Here is a 14,057-nt window from a genome sequence, read left to right as displayed (position 1 = left end):
ACGATATGAATTTAAGAGGAATTGTAGCAGTATCTGGAAGACCAGGGTTGTTTAAACTTGTTGGTCAGAATAAAGCAGGATATGTTCTTGAAAGTCTGGACGCACAGAAAGTTAAAATTATAGCCAATATGACTTCAACTAAACTGGCGTCATTGGAAGATATTACGGTATATGGTGAGGATGAGGATTTAAAATTAATTGATGTTTTAGCAAATATGACTGCCGCTAAAGGAAATGTTCCTGATGCAAAAGCAGATTCAGCTGTGTTAAAAACCTTTTTTAAGGAAGTAGCACCAGGCCATGATGAAGAGAAAGTTTACGCTTCAGATATGAAGAAAATTGTAAGCTGGTTCCACATTCTTAAAGATCTGCCTTTATTTAGTGAAGAAGCTCCTGCTTTAAGCGAGGAACATGAAGCATTGAAAGCTGAGGTAGATAAAAAACCTAAAGCTGCAGTTAAGCCATCAAACGCAAAAGCGCCAAGCAAAACTGCTCAGCCAGCTAAAAAAGCTAGTATGACAAGTAAAAAAGGTGTTTAGTTAGCCTTAATTGATCTTAATCATTTTACAAAAGGGTACCCACAAGGTATCCTTTTGTTTTTGCCGCCAGTTTGCGTTTTAAAATAAATACCAAATCAGCAAAAATGCAATGGCCGATATGATGATAGCAATGATGTAATTCATTCTATCCCTGCTTTTATTGCTTTTAAATTTATAGTCTCTTTTATAATCCGACGGTAAACGCATAATAACCTCCTTTTGTTTAATGATGTGCTGTGGCTTCAGTTTCCACAAATCAATTTCAAATTATTCGTGGTGATAGGGTTCACCTTTTAAGATGCTGAATGCCCTATAAAGCTGCTCTACAAAGAACAATCTCACCATTTGATGAGAGAAGGTCATGTCTGAAAGCGACATGCTGCCATTGGCTCGTTTATATATACTCTCATCAAAGCCATAAGGTCCGCCAATAATGAATATCAAATGCTGAACACTCCCAATCATCTGTTTGTTTAGATAATTTGAAAAAGCCACCGAAGTATATTTCTTCCCCTTTTCATCCATTAAAATCACGGTATCGAGATTGCTAATCTGTTTGTGGATCAGTTCTGCTTCTTTTGATTTTTGCTGCGCCTCACTTAAGTTTTTCGTGTTCTTTATTTCCGGTATAACCAATAGGTTAAAGTTAATGTAATGTTTCAACCTGCTCAGGTATTTCTCAATACCCTCAATCAGGTACTTATCTTCTGTTTTTCCTACAACCAGTAAAGTAATCTTCATTTATTTTATCTTTATCATCTAAACAATCCGTAACATCTAATCTTGACCATAGTCAAAGCTTGACCCAATAAATTATTAAGGAAATCAAATATAATGGTAAAAACAAAACATAGCATCTTAGCCGACTATCAAAATAACGCAGACAAGCAGCAAACTGAGGTTGATCGCCTTAAACGTAAGTTAAATAACATCTCATTTTCTCGGTTAGGACTATTCATTGCGGAAATCCTGATCATTGCTTTGATTATTAATTTTGGTTTTGGATGGCCGTTTGCGGTGTTGTTATGTGCACCTTTAATTGCATTCCTATTTCTAGTAAAAAAACAAACTGTTGTACAGAAACAATTAACCTATGCCGGTAAGTTGCTATGGGTTTATCAAAATGAGATTGATCAGTTAAGCGGTGGTAAAAATGGTTATAACAATGGAGAAGCCTATGCAGATGAATATCATCCCTATACTTCAGACTTAGATATCTTTGGTCAGGGTTCTTTGTATTCATTTATTAATCGCTGTAATATACAGCAAGGAATGGATATTTTGGCTGCTAATCTAAATCAGCCCAATGATCAGTTGACTATCCAACAAAGACAGGAAGCGATTGTAGAATTAAAAAGTCACATTGACGAGACTTTCCATTTTCGGGCAGAGCTTCAAAATCATAAACCAGGGCAACTGCAGGTGATCATCAATAAACTTCAGGATCAATTGCCAGAGCAGTTAAAATTTACCCGCAAGAAATCATTGCGCTTGTATGTTAAGGTTGTTCCTTTTATTACGATTGGTGTATTTATATTAGGTAATGTGTTTGGTGGTTGGGTATGGCAGCTTTTTGCGGCTGTTGCCCTGTTTAACGCGAGCTTAATCATTTTTAATATGCGCCACATTAATTTGATACATAACGGTTTTAGCCGAGAATCAAGTTTGTTGGGCGCCTTTGCAGATACCATTAAGTGGACGGAAGATGTAAGCTGGAAAAGTACTTATATACGACAGTTTTTTGGTGAAGGAAAGGCTGTTGTACCTATTAGTAAGCAAATCCTTAAGCTATCTTCCATTATTCAGGCCTTTGATGCCAGATTGAATATAATTGTGGGCATGGCCCTGAATCTTTTTGCGCTGTGGGATTTAAGGTGTTCTATTTCATTGTGTAACTGGCACGATCAATCTGCAGAGCAAACGATAGAAGGGATGAACAGGATCGGAAAGTTTGAAGAGTTGATTTCTTTTGCCACATTGACCCATAATCAACCAGAATGGACCTTCCCGGAAATAGCATCTGCTTTTCATTTAAAAGCTACAGCACTAGGGCATCCGCTTATTCCGGAGCAGGTAAGGGTATACAATAGTTTTAAATTTGAAGCTGCACCTACAGTCGACATTGTGACTGGCTCTAACATGGCAGGTAAAAGTACTTTTCTGAGAACTGTAGGCATTAATATGACTTTGGCCTTTGCTGGTGCTCCGGTATGCGCTGAGCAAATGTCGCTGTCTATCTTTAAAGTCCTTTCCTACATGCGAATCAAAGATTCATTGAACGACCAAACTTCGACGTTTAAAGCTGAGTTAAACCGGCTTAAAATGATTTTGGATGCGATACAGTCTAATCCAAATTCTTTTGTGCTGATCGATGAGATGCTTAGGGGGACAAATAGCAAGGACAAATACCTTGGTTCAAAAGTTTTTATAGAGAAATTAATTGAGCAAAAAACTCCTGCTTTATTTGCCACACACGATTTGCAATTGTCCGAAATGGAAGCTGATCATGCACATCAGGTTAGAAACTACCATTTCGATATACAGATCTCTGAAGGAGAAATGAATTTCGATTACAAAATAAAACATGGGCCTTGTACAACTTTTAACGCGGCGATTTTATTAAAGCAGATCGGCTTAAGTTTGAATTAAGCAGTACGCTGTTCATTATATACCATTCATCCAGCTTGAAATTTTTTGAAGGGCCGCAGGGTTGAGCGTCTCTTCAATATTTCCATATTCTGATTCTGCTCCTGTATTTGCCTTTTGGAACAAATGGTTTAGCCCCTCCATTGGAACAATTTCAAAACGTTTGTTTCCTGCTTTTTGTAGTCCGGCCTTAATGCCAGCTAAATTTGCAGCACTTTCTACCTGGAAGTCAAGGGTGCCATTAAGGGCTAAAACAGGGCATTTTACCTTCGTCAAATAAACTGCAGGATCAAAGCTGATGAAGTACCTGAACCATGGTGTTTTATATTGATTAAGGGTTTGTTGAACGATGGATTCTTTAGCCGTTCTATCTAGGCTCTCTAGTGGCTCCAAATCGAGTTCTTTGCGTAATGAAAGCTCAACTTGAGCCTCTGCATGTGGTAATGGAAGATCTTTGACATCATTCATCGCTGTAAATATCTTTAAATTGGAGGCCATTTTTTGTACGACCTCATCGGCAGGAACACCTGCAAGCTTCATTGCATCGCCAATCTGCTGTGCGTATAACTGCGCTATTGGAATGCCCGGTCCCGCCATTAAAACGAGGAATTTTACGTTTGGATTGCGACTGGCAACAATGGGTGCAATCATGCCTCCTTCGCTATGGCCTACAAGCCCGATAGTCATAGTTTTAAGGTCAGGTCTGGAAAGTATGTATTTTACTGCAGCTTCTGCATCATCGGCAAAGTCGGCTGTAGTTGCTTTAGAAAAAATGCCTGTTGATTTGCCAATTCCTCTGTCGTCATACCTTAGTACGGCTATACCTTGTCTGGTTAAGTAATCGCTAAGTACAAGGAATGGGCGGTGATTAAAAGGTGTCAATTCTTCATTCCGGTTCTGTGGACCTGAACCAGATATTAAGACTACAATTTTACTGGCTTTGCCATTGGCCGGCAGGGTCAATGTGCCAGCAAGATTACTTCCGCCAGCAGTGTTTGTAAAAGTTACTTCTTCTTGTTTATAAGGGAAATCTTTAGGGTCTTGGGGCCTTGTTTGCTTTTCCTGTTTGGTGTTCAGCACTAGCATTGTGCGTATTGTTTTCTGTTCAAAAGTTCCGTTTATTTTATTGCTGTCAGGTATATAAGTTCCTGTGTATTTCATTCCAATGTTTGATGCCTCAACGGTCAAAGTCTTATTTGTAAAAGTAGTTTTACTGGTAGGCATACTTTTTGCACCTTGCTGAGGGCTATCCATTGTCGTGACATATTCGCTTCCGGCTTTTATAATATGGAAAACCAGAGGTAATGAAGTTCCCTGGATGTTTAATGTGCCGTACCATGTTCCAATAGGTTCCTGAGCAAACAAAGTGCTGCTTAATAATATTAACGCTATTGTTGAATGTATACTTTTAATCATATGATGTAAATTAAACTTTATTATGATACGTTGCATTTAAAAATGATAAATTGTGGAATGGACTTAACACTAACTTAATAAGCGATTACCATATTGCCCTTTATACAGAAATGATATGATCAAGGCGTCTGATTTTGGAAAGGATTTTTTATGGGGGGTTGCTACTGCGGCGGCGCAGATTGAAGGCGCTGCGGAGGGGTATGGAAAAGGTTTGTCTATCTGGGATACTTTTGCTAAAAGGTCTGGAAAGACAAAAAAGGGACATCAGCCAACAATAGCTTGTGATTTTTATCATCGCTACAAGGAAGATATTGCCTTGGTTAAGCTGTTGGGCTTCGGTATTTTTCGTTTTTCTATCTCATGGCCCCGTATTATACCAAGGGGTAAAGGAGCTATCAATAAGGAAGGGCTCAGGTTTTACCATCAGGTAATTGATGAATGTTTATTGCAGGGTATTATACCTTATGTTACTTTATACCATTGGGATTTGCCAGAGGTGTTGGAAGATGAGGGGGGCTGGACAGCTTTTTCTATCAATGATAGCTTTAATTTCTTTGTCTCTATCTGTGCAAGAGAATATGGGGATAAGGTGAAGAACTGGATCGTATTAAATGAACCTTTTGGATTTACCTCTTTAGGTTATATGTTGGGCGTTCATGCGCCGGGGAAAACGGGCTTAACCAATTTCTTTTCCGCTGTTCATCATGCAGCCATAGCACAGGCTGATGGTGGTAGGATATTAAGATCGGAAGTCAAGAATGCGAATATAGGAACCAGCTTTTCCTGTTCTGAGATAATCCCCTATACACAAAGTGCTTCGGATGTACAGGCCGCCAAGCGGGTAGATTGCCTGATGAATCGACTGTTTATTGAGCCTTTGCTTGGGATGGGTTACCCAACGGCAGATTGGGATGTGATGGAAAAGTTTTCGATCCAGCACTCTACCTGGCGACATACAGAACGGCTGACCTTCGATTTCGATTTTATAGGTCTACAGAATTATTTCCCTTTAACTATAAAATACAATGCTTTTATTCCTGTAGTGCAAGCTTGGGAAGTAAAAGCTAAAAGTAGAAAAAAGCCACATACAGCGATGGGCTGGGAAATTAATGCCAACAGCTTTTATAACATCATTAAACAATTTGCAGCTTATCCAAATATTCCGCCTTTAATGATCACGGAAAATGGAGCGGCTTATCACGACAAGGTTCTCAACCATCAGATTCATGACCAGGAGCGTATTGCTTACTTCGAACAATATTTAGCTGCTTTATTAAAGGTAAAGCAGGAGGGAGTTCCTATTACCGGTTACATGGCCTGGACATTAATGGATAATTTTGAATGGGGGGAAGGGTTTAATGCACGATTTGGATTGATTCATACTGATTTTAAAACACAACAACGTACTATTAAGGACTCAGGACTCTGGTTTAAAGACTTTTTGGGGCATTGATATTTTTTACTATATTAAGGATAAACACAAGATCAAATGGATAAAATCGTCGTATTTCAAACTTTTTATAACCCAATAGAGGCTAATATTGTAAAATCAAGGTTAATGGATGCTGGTATACAATGCTTCCTTTCTGACGAAAATATTGGCGGTCAGTTGGGGTACAATCAGGCTATTGGAGGTGTTAGGCTTCATCTTTTTGAGAAAGATGCGGAAACTGCAAGAAATCTCCTTTCAGAAAAAGAAGAATAAATTCAGAATGACGAGCGTACAAAAAAAGAGCCTGATCATGAGATACAGGCTCTTTTTAATTTATATCAATTGCTGATTAAGCGTTTTTTGCTGCAGCTTCTCTACGGATGATATTTAAAGCGCCACCTGCTTTAAACCATTCGATTTGCTGTGCATTGTAGCTATGGTTAACAGTGATCTCTTCTTTAGAGCGATCAGCATGTTGTAATACCAACGTCAATGGAACATCAGGAGCGAAAGTTGTTAAGCCAACGATATCAATTGTATCATCCTCAAGGATTTTATCGTAATCTTCTTTGTTGGCAAACGTTAAACCAAGCATACCTTGTTTTTTAAGGTTGGTTTCGTGGATACGAGCAAAAGATTTTACCAATACTGCACGAACACCTAAATGACGTGGCTCCATTGCCGCGTGCTCACGACTTGAACCTTCACCATAGTTTTCATCACCAACTACGATAGACCCAATTCCTGCGGCTTTATAAGAACGTTGAGTAGCAGGTACCGGACCGTATTCGCCAGTCAATTCATTTTTAACGTTATCGGTTTTCTCATTAAAGTAATTAACCGCACCAATTAGCATGTTGTTAGAAATGTTATCTAAGTGACCACGGAATTTCAACCATGGACCAGCCATAGAGATATGATCCGTAGTACATTTACCTTTTGCTTTGATCAGGAGTTTTAAACCTTTAAGGTCAGTACCTTCCCAAGGAGTAAATGGATCAAGCAATTGTAACCTGTGTGAAGTAGGAGATACAATTACATTTACACCACTACCATCGGCAGCTGGTTCCTGATAACCTGCATCTTCAACAGCATAACCGTTTACAGGAAGTTCATCACCTTTTGGTGGATCTAATTTAACCTGCTCACCTTTATTGTTAGTTAAAGTATCTGTTAATGGGTTAAAGCTCAAATCACCTGCAATAGCAATTGCTGCTACAATTTCCGGAGAAGTTACAAAGGCATAAGTATTTGGATTACCATCGGCACGTTTAGCAAAGTTTCTGTTAAATGAGTGTACGATAGTGTTTTTCTCTTGTTTCTCTGCACCTACTCTGTCCCACATACCAATACATGGTCCACAAGCATTGGTAAAGATCGTTGCATTCAGATCTTCAAAAGTCTTCAATAGACCATCGCGGTTTGCAGTGTAACGTACTTGTTCAGAACCTGGGTTGATACCAAAATCTGCTTTAGTAACTAAGCCTTTATCAATAGCTTGTTTAGCAATAGATGCTGCTCTTGATAAATCTTCGTATGATGAGTTGGTACAAGAACCAATTAAACCCCATTCAACTTTTAATGGCCATCCGTTTGCAACAGCTACTTCTTTCATTTTGGAAATAGGCGTAGCCAAATCTGGAGTGAAAGGACCGTTTATATAAGGCTCAAGTTCAGAAAGGTTGATCTCGATTATCTGGTCAAAATATTTTTCCGGATCAGCATAAACTTCTGCATCACCTGTTAAGTGTTCTTTTACTGCGTTTGCAGCATCAGCAATATCAGCTCTGTTGGTTGCACGTAAATAACGCTCCATGCTCTCATCGTAACCGAATGTAGAAGTAGTTGCACCAATTTCGGCACCCATGTTACAAATGGTACCTTTACCAGTACAGCTTAGGTTTTCTGCACCTTCGCCAAAATATTCCACAATTGCACCTGTACCACCTTTTACCGTTAGTATACCAGCAACTTTAAGGATTACATCTTTTGCAGAAGCCCATCCATTCAGTTTTCCGGTTAATTTAACACCAATTAGCTTAGGGAATTTAAGCTCCCAAGGTAAGCCAGCCATTACATCACAGGCATCAGCACCACCAACACCAATTGCAACCATACCCAAACCACCTGCATTTACAGTGTGTGAGTCAGTACCAATCATCATTCCACCTGGGAAAGCATAGTTTTCTAGTACTACCTGGTGAATGATACCTGCACCTGGTTTCCAGAAACCAATACCATATTTGTTAGAAACAGAAGCTAAAAAGTCAAAAACCTCTTTACTCTCCGTGTTTGCTGCAGGTAAATCAACCTCAGCACCAAACTTAGCTGTAATTAAGTGATCACAGTGAACTGTAGAAGGAACAGCTACCTGTGGTCTGCCAGCCTGCATAAACTGCAATAAAGCCATTTGTGCAGTAGCATCTTGCATGGCCACACGGTCAGGAGCAAAATCTACATAATCAACACCTCTGTTGTAAGAAGTATTCGTGTTTCCCTCCCAAAGGTGGGTATAAAGTATTTTTTCTGAAAGTGTTAAAGGTCTGCCTACTAATTTACGAGCCGCCTCTACACGGGGGCCAAAGTTTGCATACACCTTTTTGATCATTTCTATATCAAAAGCCATTGATAATATGTGTTAAAAGGGTAAGTTATTACTATAATTGGTAGCGAATTTACAAAAAAAAACAGGCGATCATGATCATAAGCAGATCATTATATTATTTATACCTGTTCTAAATAACGAAGGGGAGTGTAAAGCGGACAATAAGTTGCAAAAATGCCTTAAAGTAGTCCGAATTCGTATCCTTGTTCTTTAAAAAATTTTAAAGCCAAAGGCAGCACATATTCCAACCTTTCAAAGGCTTTTAAGCTATCATGGAAAACAATAATCGACCCATTTCGAGTGTTTTTAATCACATTTTCGTAGCATTTTTGCGGAGAAAGGTTGATGTCGAAATCGCCACTTAAAACATCCCACATGATGATCTCCGTTTCAGGAAAAGCAGATTGGATTTCTGAAACCTGCGATTTTTTTATCCTTCCATAAGGTGGACGGAACAAATGGGTTTGGGTGAATTGCTGGCAGGCTTTAAAATTCTTAATATAGGTCTTATCCTCAGTCTTCCAGCCTTTAAGGTGATTGAAGGTGTGGTTGCCAATGTGATGTCCTTCTTTTTTAATGAGTTCAAAAACATCAGGATGTTTAACGATATTATCGCCTATACAGAAGAATGTAGCTTTTGCGTCAAAGCTTTTTAAAGTTTTTAAAACGAAGGTTGTAACATCAGGGATAGGTCCGTCGTCAAAGGTTAAATAAATAATTTTTTCACTGCGGGGCTTATTCCATGTTAAAGATGGGTAATACCATTTTAGTAAAAGTGGAGATTTGACTAGGTACATGTCCAAATGTAAGTTGTTTATATTAATATTGTGAAAAAAATCTATGAAGACAATCATCTCCTATAATGCTTTTCCAAAGCTTCTTCTGGCTTTCTCATTTCTTTTTTTTACCGCTTTTGCCCAAAAAACTGTGGCTCAGGAGGTGATTACTGTTCAGCGGGCCATTGAAGTAACGTTGAAAAATAACTTGCAGGTTACTAAATCCAAGCTGAGTGAAGATTTGGCTGAAGAAAATTTTAGGCAGGCTAAGCTTGCTCAATACCCGACTTTAAGTGGATCAGTAGGGCAAGATATGAATTGGGGACGTAATAATGTGAGTTCTGGAGTTTATGAAAATACACAGAATTATAGCTTTAGCCCAAGGGTTTCTGTAGGGCTTGATCTATTTAATGGTTTTTCTAAAATCAATCAGGTGCGACAGAACAAAATTTTATTAGAGTCAGGTAAAGTAAACACCGATAAGATTAAAAATGATCTTATTCTACAGGTCGTTACTTCTTACATGGAAATCCTCTATAATAAGGATCGTTTAAAAGCATCTAAACAACAACTGGAAGTTGCTCGCAAGCAATTAACTCAACAACAGCAACTTTTAGATGTAGGAAATAAGACTTTGGCAGACCTTGCTGAATCTAAATCACAGGTGGCTATAGCTGAGCTGGACGTGACGAAGGCAGAGAACGCATTAACGATATCTTTCATTACCCTTGCACAATTGATGGACATTCCCTCATCAACAAGATTTGATGTTGCAGCGCCCAATGCTTCTAGTTTTGCCCGCTCATCAGCAGTTTATGATGCGGAACAGGTATATACTGAAGCCTTAGGGATGTTTCCTGATGTCAAGTTAGCGGGCCTGCAAACCCAATCCGCTAAAAAAGGGATCGACATTGCAAAAGGCAACCTATATCCCCGGTTATCTTTGAGCGGAGGTTATGGCTCATTTTATAACTATAATTATAATATGCCATTTGATAGAAAAAATGAAGCGTTTAGAACCCAGATAGAAAATAATGTCTCGAAAGGGCTAGGTTTAAATCTTAGTATTCCAATCTTTAATGGTCTTCAGGCAAGATCTGGAGTGACAAAAGCAAAGATCAATTTATTACAAACGCAAGCGGACGAACAAATTACCAAAAATAACTTAAACAAAATCATATACCAGGCAGTGGCCGATTTAAAGGCTGCGGAAAGTACTTACGCATCTGCAACTAAAGCTTTTGAAGCGCAAAAAGAAGCCTTCTCCGTATTGGAACAACGCTACAATGTTGGATTGGTCAATTCACTTGACTACAGTACTTCACAAACCAAAAGAAATACAGCTGAAATAGATATGATCAGAGCAAAGTACGACCTGCTTTTCAGGGCTAAGGTTATAGATTATTATTTAGGCAAACAAATTGCTTTTTAACGTTCATAGAGATTCACATAATATATACAAGAATGAAACTAAAGACCATATTAATTATAGTAGGTATTATTGTCGCACTATTGGCTGTTGCTGTATACACTGGAGCAATAGGCGGTGATAAGCGTGAGAAGACAACCACTGAAAAGGCTGCAAACAGAAAGGTTATAGAAACCGTTACTGCTAGTGGGAAAATACAGCCTGAAACTGAAGTGAAACTGAGTTCCGAAGTGTCTGGCGAGGTAACTGAACTTTTAGTTAAAGAAGGCGATTTGGTGAAAAAAGGCCAGCTGCTGGCTAAAGTGCGCCCAGATGTACTTAAGTCGGGCTATGATCGCGCTGTGGCTTCTTATAGCTCTCAAAAAGCAAGTGTGGCAGGAGCCGCCCAAATGCTGAAGCAAGCAGAAGCAAATTTTGCAAATGAGGGCGTAACCTACAAACGTAATCAAGAACTATTTAATAAGAAGGTAATTTCAGCTTCTGAATTTGATGCTGCGAGAAATGCTTATTTAACTGCCAAAACAAATCTTGGAAGATCTAAAGAAGACCTTACCGCTGCTAAATTTAACTTAGAGCAGTCTGGAGCAAATGTTCAGGAAGCAAGCGCGAATTTGGCAAAAGCAACCATATTTGCCCCGGTGGATGGAGTAATCTCCAAGCTTTCAGTAGAATTGGGTGATCGTATCTTAGGTACTGTTCAAAATGCCGGTACAGAGATCATGCGCATTTCTAACCTTTCTTCTATGGAAGTAAATGTAGATGTAAATGAAAATGATATAAACAGAGTTAAGGTTGGAGATAATGCCGTTATTGAGGTAGATGCGTTTGCAGATAAAAAATTTAAAGGTACTGTAACTGAAATTGCGAGCTCTTCTAAAGATGTAGGTTCGGCAACTAGTTCGGTAGATCAGGTGACTAACTTCATTGTGAAAGTTCGCATCCTTCCAGAATCTTATAGTAGTGTTACTGGTGGAGCTAAGGATCTTCCGTCACCATTCAGACCAGGCTTGTCTGCTACAGTGGATATAGAAAGTGAAACCGTAAACGGTCTGTCAGTTCCTATTCAATCTGTTTTTACGATCGATAAAAAGAAAGATGATAAGGATAAGAAACCGGAAGAGAATCAGGAGAACGCTGATAAGCAAAAAACTAAGTTGACAGATAAGAAAGTTAAACAGTACGTTTACGTTTACAATGCTGATGAGACTGTTAAGCAGGTAGAAGTAACTACAGGTATCCAAAACGATCAGTTTATCATCATAAAATCTGGACTTAAAGCTGGTCAGGAAGTGATAACTGGTCCTTATTCCGCCATACAAAACAAATTAAAGGACGGAATGAAAGTAAAGAAAGTGACTAAGGATCAATTGTTTGCTGAACCGGGTAAGAAGTAAACTTTATCAATACTTTTTAAATGAGTAAATTGTCCCGGTTTAAAACATTAGACCGGGATTTTTTATTTATAATGTATGATACCTAAAGTCGCAATGATTGGTGGGGGTAGTTGGGCTACTGCTATTATAAAAATGCTCTCAGATAACTTTTCTGCAAAAGAGATTTATTGGTGGATGCGAAATGCAGAGGCCATAACGCATATTCAAAAATATAAGCACAACCCGAATTATTTAAGCTCGGTTGAAGTCAGGATTCCTGAAGATAATATATCTGATGATATTGCTGGAATTATTAAAAAAGCAGATTATATCATCTTGAATGTGCCGGCAGCTTTTCTTAAAGAAACACTTAGTACAATTACACCTGAGCAGCTGAAAGGTAAAAAGATCGTTTCGGCCATTAAGGGGATCGTGCCAGACGAAAATCAGATCATTGGGGAGTTTCTTCATCTGAAATACAATATTCCATTAGACGACATCCTGGTGATCAGCGGACCATGCCATGCAGAAGAAGTGGCCTTGGAAAAACTGTCTTATTTAACCATTGCCTCTGTAAACGTAGGTCTTGCCGGTTTTTTTGCCAATCTTTTAAGTACAAGGTACATCAAAACGAATGTTTCTGATGATATTTTTGGGACTGAGTATGCGGCTGTACTGAAGAATATTTATGCAATAGCGAGTGGCATTTGTCATGGTGTAGGTTACGGGGATAATTTTCAAGCGGTATTGATTTCCAATGCGATCCGAGAAATCAAACGGTTTGTTGATGCGGTTCATCCAATTACTAGAGATATCAAGGAATCTGCCTATTTGGGTGATTTGCTGGTTACGGCTTACTCACAATTTAGTCGCAATCGAACTTTTGGGAATATGATCGGGAAAGGCTACACTGTAAAATCTGCTCAATTGGAAATGAATATGATTGCTGAAGGGTATTACGCCGTTAGTTGTATGCATCACATCAATAAGAAATATAAGGTGGATATGCCTATCAGTAGGGCTGTATATGCGATTCTGTATGAAAAACATTCTCCACATATTGAAATGCGCCTGCTGACCGAACAGCTTAATTAAGCAAACAAAATTGACCAGAGATTGTTAATGGTTTTATTGTATACAAAACCATAGGACGATGAAAAAAAAGTATTTAGTAGGGCTGCTAACCATAGCGTTGTGTACTACCCTTGTCTTTAGTGCTAATGCGCAGGATAAGAAGAAAGAAACAGGAGTAGGTAAGGCGGTTGATAAAACGGGGAAGGCGATTGGTAAAACTGCAACAACTGTTGGGAATAAAACTGCCGAGGTTGCTGTAAAGGGGGCTTCTAAGGTCGCTGATAAGGTTTATAAAGGTAAAATGGCACCAGATGGGACTGATGTGTATATCGATGGTAAAAACAGAAAATATTACATCAATAAAAAAGGAGGGAAGGTTTATCTGAAAGCTTCTCAGATTAGAAATAGACCTGAACATAAAATGTAACTCTACAGCTAACCTATAAAGTAAAAAGGCCTCTGGAATTTCCGAGGGCACTGAAAAAGTTCCTCATTTATGAGCCAGCTTAAGGAACGATCAAGTAGAACATGTTTTTTACTTGATCGTTTTTTTTATTGAACAAAGTTGAGATTTCGTTATACTGATTTTTTGATCAATATATACCTGTCTTTTTCGAAGGATAAATAAGCATTTTGGTTGCAATTGACTGGATTTAACTCAGATTTATTGAATATTAGATCAGTTTTAGGATTCTTTTTAAGTTTACGGTAAAAATTGCCATAGCCCCCTGCATTTCCATATTCTGTATTCCATAGGAAGTCGCACG

12 protein-coding genes are annotated in these 14,057 nt (G+C 38.6%); 8 read left to right on the top strand and 4 right to left on the bottom strand.

Annotated elements, in window-relative coordinates; translation table 11 throughout:
- Nucleotides 1-5: 5 nt before the first annotated feature.
- The gene (locus EZ444_RS14845) at nucleotides 6-539 is read left to right on the top strand and encodes a DUF5606 family protein (protein ID WP_131609957.1); all 534 of its coding nucleotides are present in this window, start codon (nucleotides 6-8) and stop codon (nucleotides 537-539) included.
- Between the two features lie 267 nt (nucleotides 540-806).
- Here EZ444_RS14845 and rlmH read toward each other — a convergent pair whose 3' ends face one another.
- Nucleotides 807-1,280 (bottom strand): 23S rRNA (pseudouridine(1915)-N(3))-methyltransferase RlmH, encoded by a 474-nt coding sequence (gene rlmH, locus EZ444_RS14840; RefSeq protein WP_131609956.1) that lies wholly within the window; start codon nucleotides 1,278-1,280, stop codon nucleotides 807-809.
- A gap of 93 nt (nucleotides 1,281-1,373) precedes the next feature.
- Here rlmH and EZ444_RS14835 point away from each other — a divergent pair, with 93 nt between their 5' ends.
- Complete coding sequence (locus EZ444_RS14835) at nucleotides 1,374-3,188, top strand: MutS-related protein (RefSeq protein WP_131609955.1); 1,815 nt, start codon at nucleotides 1,374-1,376, stop codon at nucleotides 3,186-3,188.
- A gap of 15 nt (nucleotides 3,189-3,203) precedes the next feature.
- Here the strand turns inward: EZ444_RS14835 and EZ444_RS14830 are convergent, their stop codons facing one another.
- A complete protein-coding gene (locus EZ444_RS14830) occupies nucleotides 3,204-4,601 on the bottom strand; it encodes an alpha/beta hydrolase family protein (RefSeq protein ID WP_165503624.1) in 1,398 nt (465 codons plus the stop codon).
- A gap of 115 nt (nucleotides 4,602-4,716) precedes the next feature.
- On the opposite strand from EZ444_RS14830, the gene EZ444_RS14825 reads away from it, so the two are divergent.
- Nucleotides 4,717-6,054 carry a GH1 family beta-glucosidase gene (locus tag EZ444_RS14825; RefSeq protein ID WP_131609953.1) on the top strand — a complete coding sequence of 446 codons (1,338 nt, stop codon included), beginning with the start codon at nucleotides 4,717-4,719 and terminating at the stop codon, nucleotides 6,052-6,054.
- A gap of 36 nt (nucleotides 6,055-6,090) precedes the next feature.
- Nucleotides 6,091-6,306, top strand: a complete 216-nt coding sequence (locus EZ444_RS14820; protein ID WP_131609952.1) for a putative signal transducing protein — start codon at nucleotides 6,091-6,093, stop codon at nucleotides 6,304-6,306.
- 76 nt (nucleotides 6,307-6,382) lie between these two features.
- On the opposite strand, the gene EZ444_RS14815 is transcribed toward EZ444_RS14820, so the two are convergent.
- Nucleotides 6,383-8,659 carry an aconitate hydratase gene (locus EZ444_RS14815; RefSeq protein WP_131609951.1) on the bottom strand — a complete coding sequence of 759 codons (2,277 nt, stop codon included), beginning with the start codon at nucleotides 8,657-8,659 and terminating at the stop codon, nucleotides 6,383-6,385.
- 158 nt (nucleotides 8,660-8,817) lie between these two features.
- A complete protein-coding gene (locus tag EZ444_RS14810) occupies nucleotides 8,818-9,435 on the bottom strand; it encodes a polysaccharide deacetylase family protein (RefSeq protein ID WP_131609950.1) in 618 nt (205 codons plus the stop codon).
- 43 nt (nucleotides 9,436-9,478) lie between these two features.
- On the opposite strand from EZ444_RS14810, the gene EZ444_RS14805 reads away from it, so the two are divergent.
- From EZ444_RS14805 to EZ444_RS14790, 4 genes are all read left to right on the top strand, one after another.
- Nucleotides 9,479-10,846, top strand: a complete 1,368-nt coding sequence (locus EZ444_RS14805; RefSeq protein ID WP_131609949.1) for a TolC family protein — start codon at nucleotides 9,479-9,481, stop codon at nucleotides 10,844-10,846.
- 32 nt (nucleotides 10,847-10,878) lie between these two features.
- Nucleotides 10,879-12,237: an efflux RND transporter periplasmic adaptor subunit gene (locus EZ444_RS14800; RefSeq protein WP_131609948.1), complete on the top strand. Its 1,359-nt coding sequence runs from the start codon at nucleotides 10,879-10,881 to the stop codon at nucleotides 12,235-12,237.
- 75 nt (nucleotides 12,238-12,312) lie between these two features.
- Nucleotides 12,313-13,311 (top strand): NAD(P)H-dependent glycerol-3-phosphate dehydrogenase, encoded by a 999-nt coding sequence (locus EZ444_RS14795; RefSeq protein ID WP_131609947.1) that lies wholly within the window; start codon nucleotides 12,313-12,315, stop codon nucleotides 13,309-13,311.
- A gap of 58 nt (nucleotides 13,312-13,369) precedes the next feature.
- Nucleotides 13,370-13,717, top strand: a complete 348-nt coding sequence (locus tag EZ444_RS14790) for a hypothetical protein (protein WP_131609946.1) — start codon at nucleotides 13,370-13,372, stop codon at nucleotides 13,715-13,717.
- Nucleotides 13,718-14,057 lie beyond the last annotated feature (340 nt).

Origin of the sequence: Pedobacter hiemivivus, from assembly GCF_004331685.1 — a bacterium.
GTDB lineage: Bacteria > Bacteroidota > Bacteroidia > Sphingobacteriales > Sphingobacteriaceae > Pedobacter > Pedobacter hiemivivus.
Note: the sequence above shows the minus strand (reverse complement) of the source record. Positions and strands in the feature narration are given on the sequence as shown.

What these genes read in the sequence shown, in the direction of transcription:
- EZ444_RS14845 (WP_131609957.1), top strand. Translation starts at nt 6, where the DNA reads ATGAATTTAAGAGGAATTGTAGCAGTATCTGGAAGACCAGGGTTGTTT.
- rlmH (WP_131609956.1), bottom strand. Translation starts at nt 1,280, where the DNA reads ATGAAGATTACTTTACTGGTTGTAGGAAAAACAGAAGATAAGTACCTG.
- EZ444_RS14835 (WP_131609955.1), top strand. Translation starts at nt 1,374, where the DNA reads ATGGTAAAAACAAAACATAGCATCTTAGCCGACTATCAAAATAACGCA.
- EZ444_RS14830 (WP_165503624.1), bottom strand. Translation starts at nt 4,601, where the DNA reads ATGATTAAAAGTATACATTCAACAATAGCGTTAATATTATTAAGCAGC.
- EZ444_RS14825 (WP_131609953.1), top strand. Translation starts at nt 4,717, where the DNA reads ATGATCAAGGCGTCTGATTTTGGAAAGGATTTTTTATGGGGGGTTGCT.
- EZ444_RS14820 (WP_131609952.1), top strand. Translation starts at nt 6,091, where the DNA reads ATGGATAAAATCGTCGTATTTCAAACTTTTTATAACCCAATAGAGGCT.
- EZ444_RS14815 (WP_131609951.1), bottom strand. Translation starts at nt 8,659, where the DNA reads ATGGCTTTTGATATAGAAATGATCAAAAAGGTGTATGCAAACTTTGGC.
- EZ444_RS14810 (WP_131609950.1), bottom strand. Translation starts at nt 9,435, where the DNA reads ATGTACCTAGTCAAATCTCCACTTTTACTAAAATGGTATTACCCATCT.
- EZ444_RS14805 (WP_131609949.1), top strand. Translation starts at nt 9,479, where the DNA reads ATGAAGACAATCATCTCCTATAATGCTTTTCCAAAGCTTCTTCTGGCT.
- EZ444_RS14800 (WP_131609948.1), top strand. Translation starts at nt 10,879, where the DNA reads ATGAAACTAAAGACCATATTAATTATAGTAGGTATTATTGTCGCACTA.
- EZ444_RS14795 (WP_131609947.1), top strand. Translation starts at nt 12,313, where the DNA reads ATGATACCTAAAGTCGCAATGATTGGTGGGGGTAGTTGGGCTACTGCT.
- EZ444_RS14790 (WP_131609946.1), top strand. Translation starts at nt 13,370, where the DNA reads ATGAAAAAAAAGTATTTAGTAGGGCTGCTAACCATAGCGTTGTGTACT.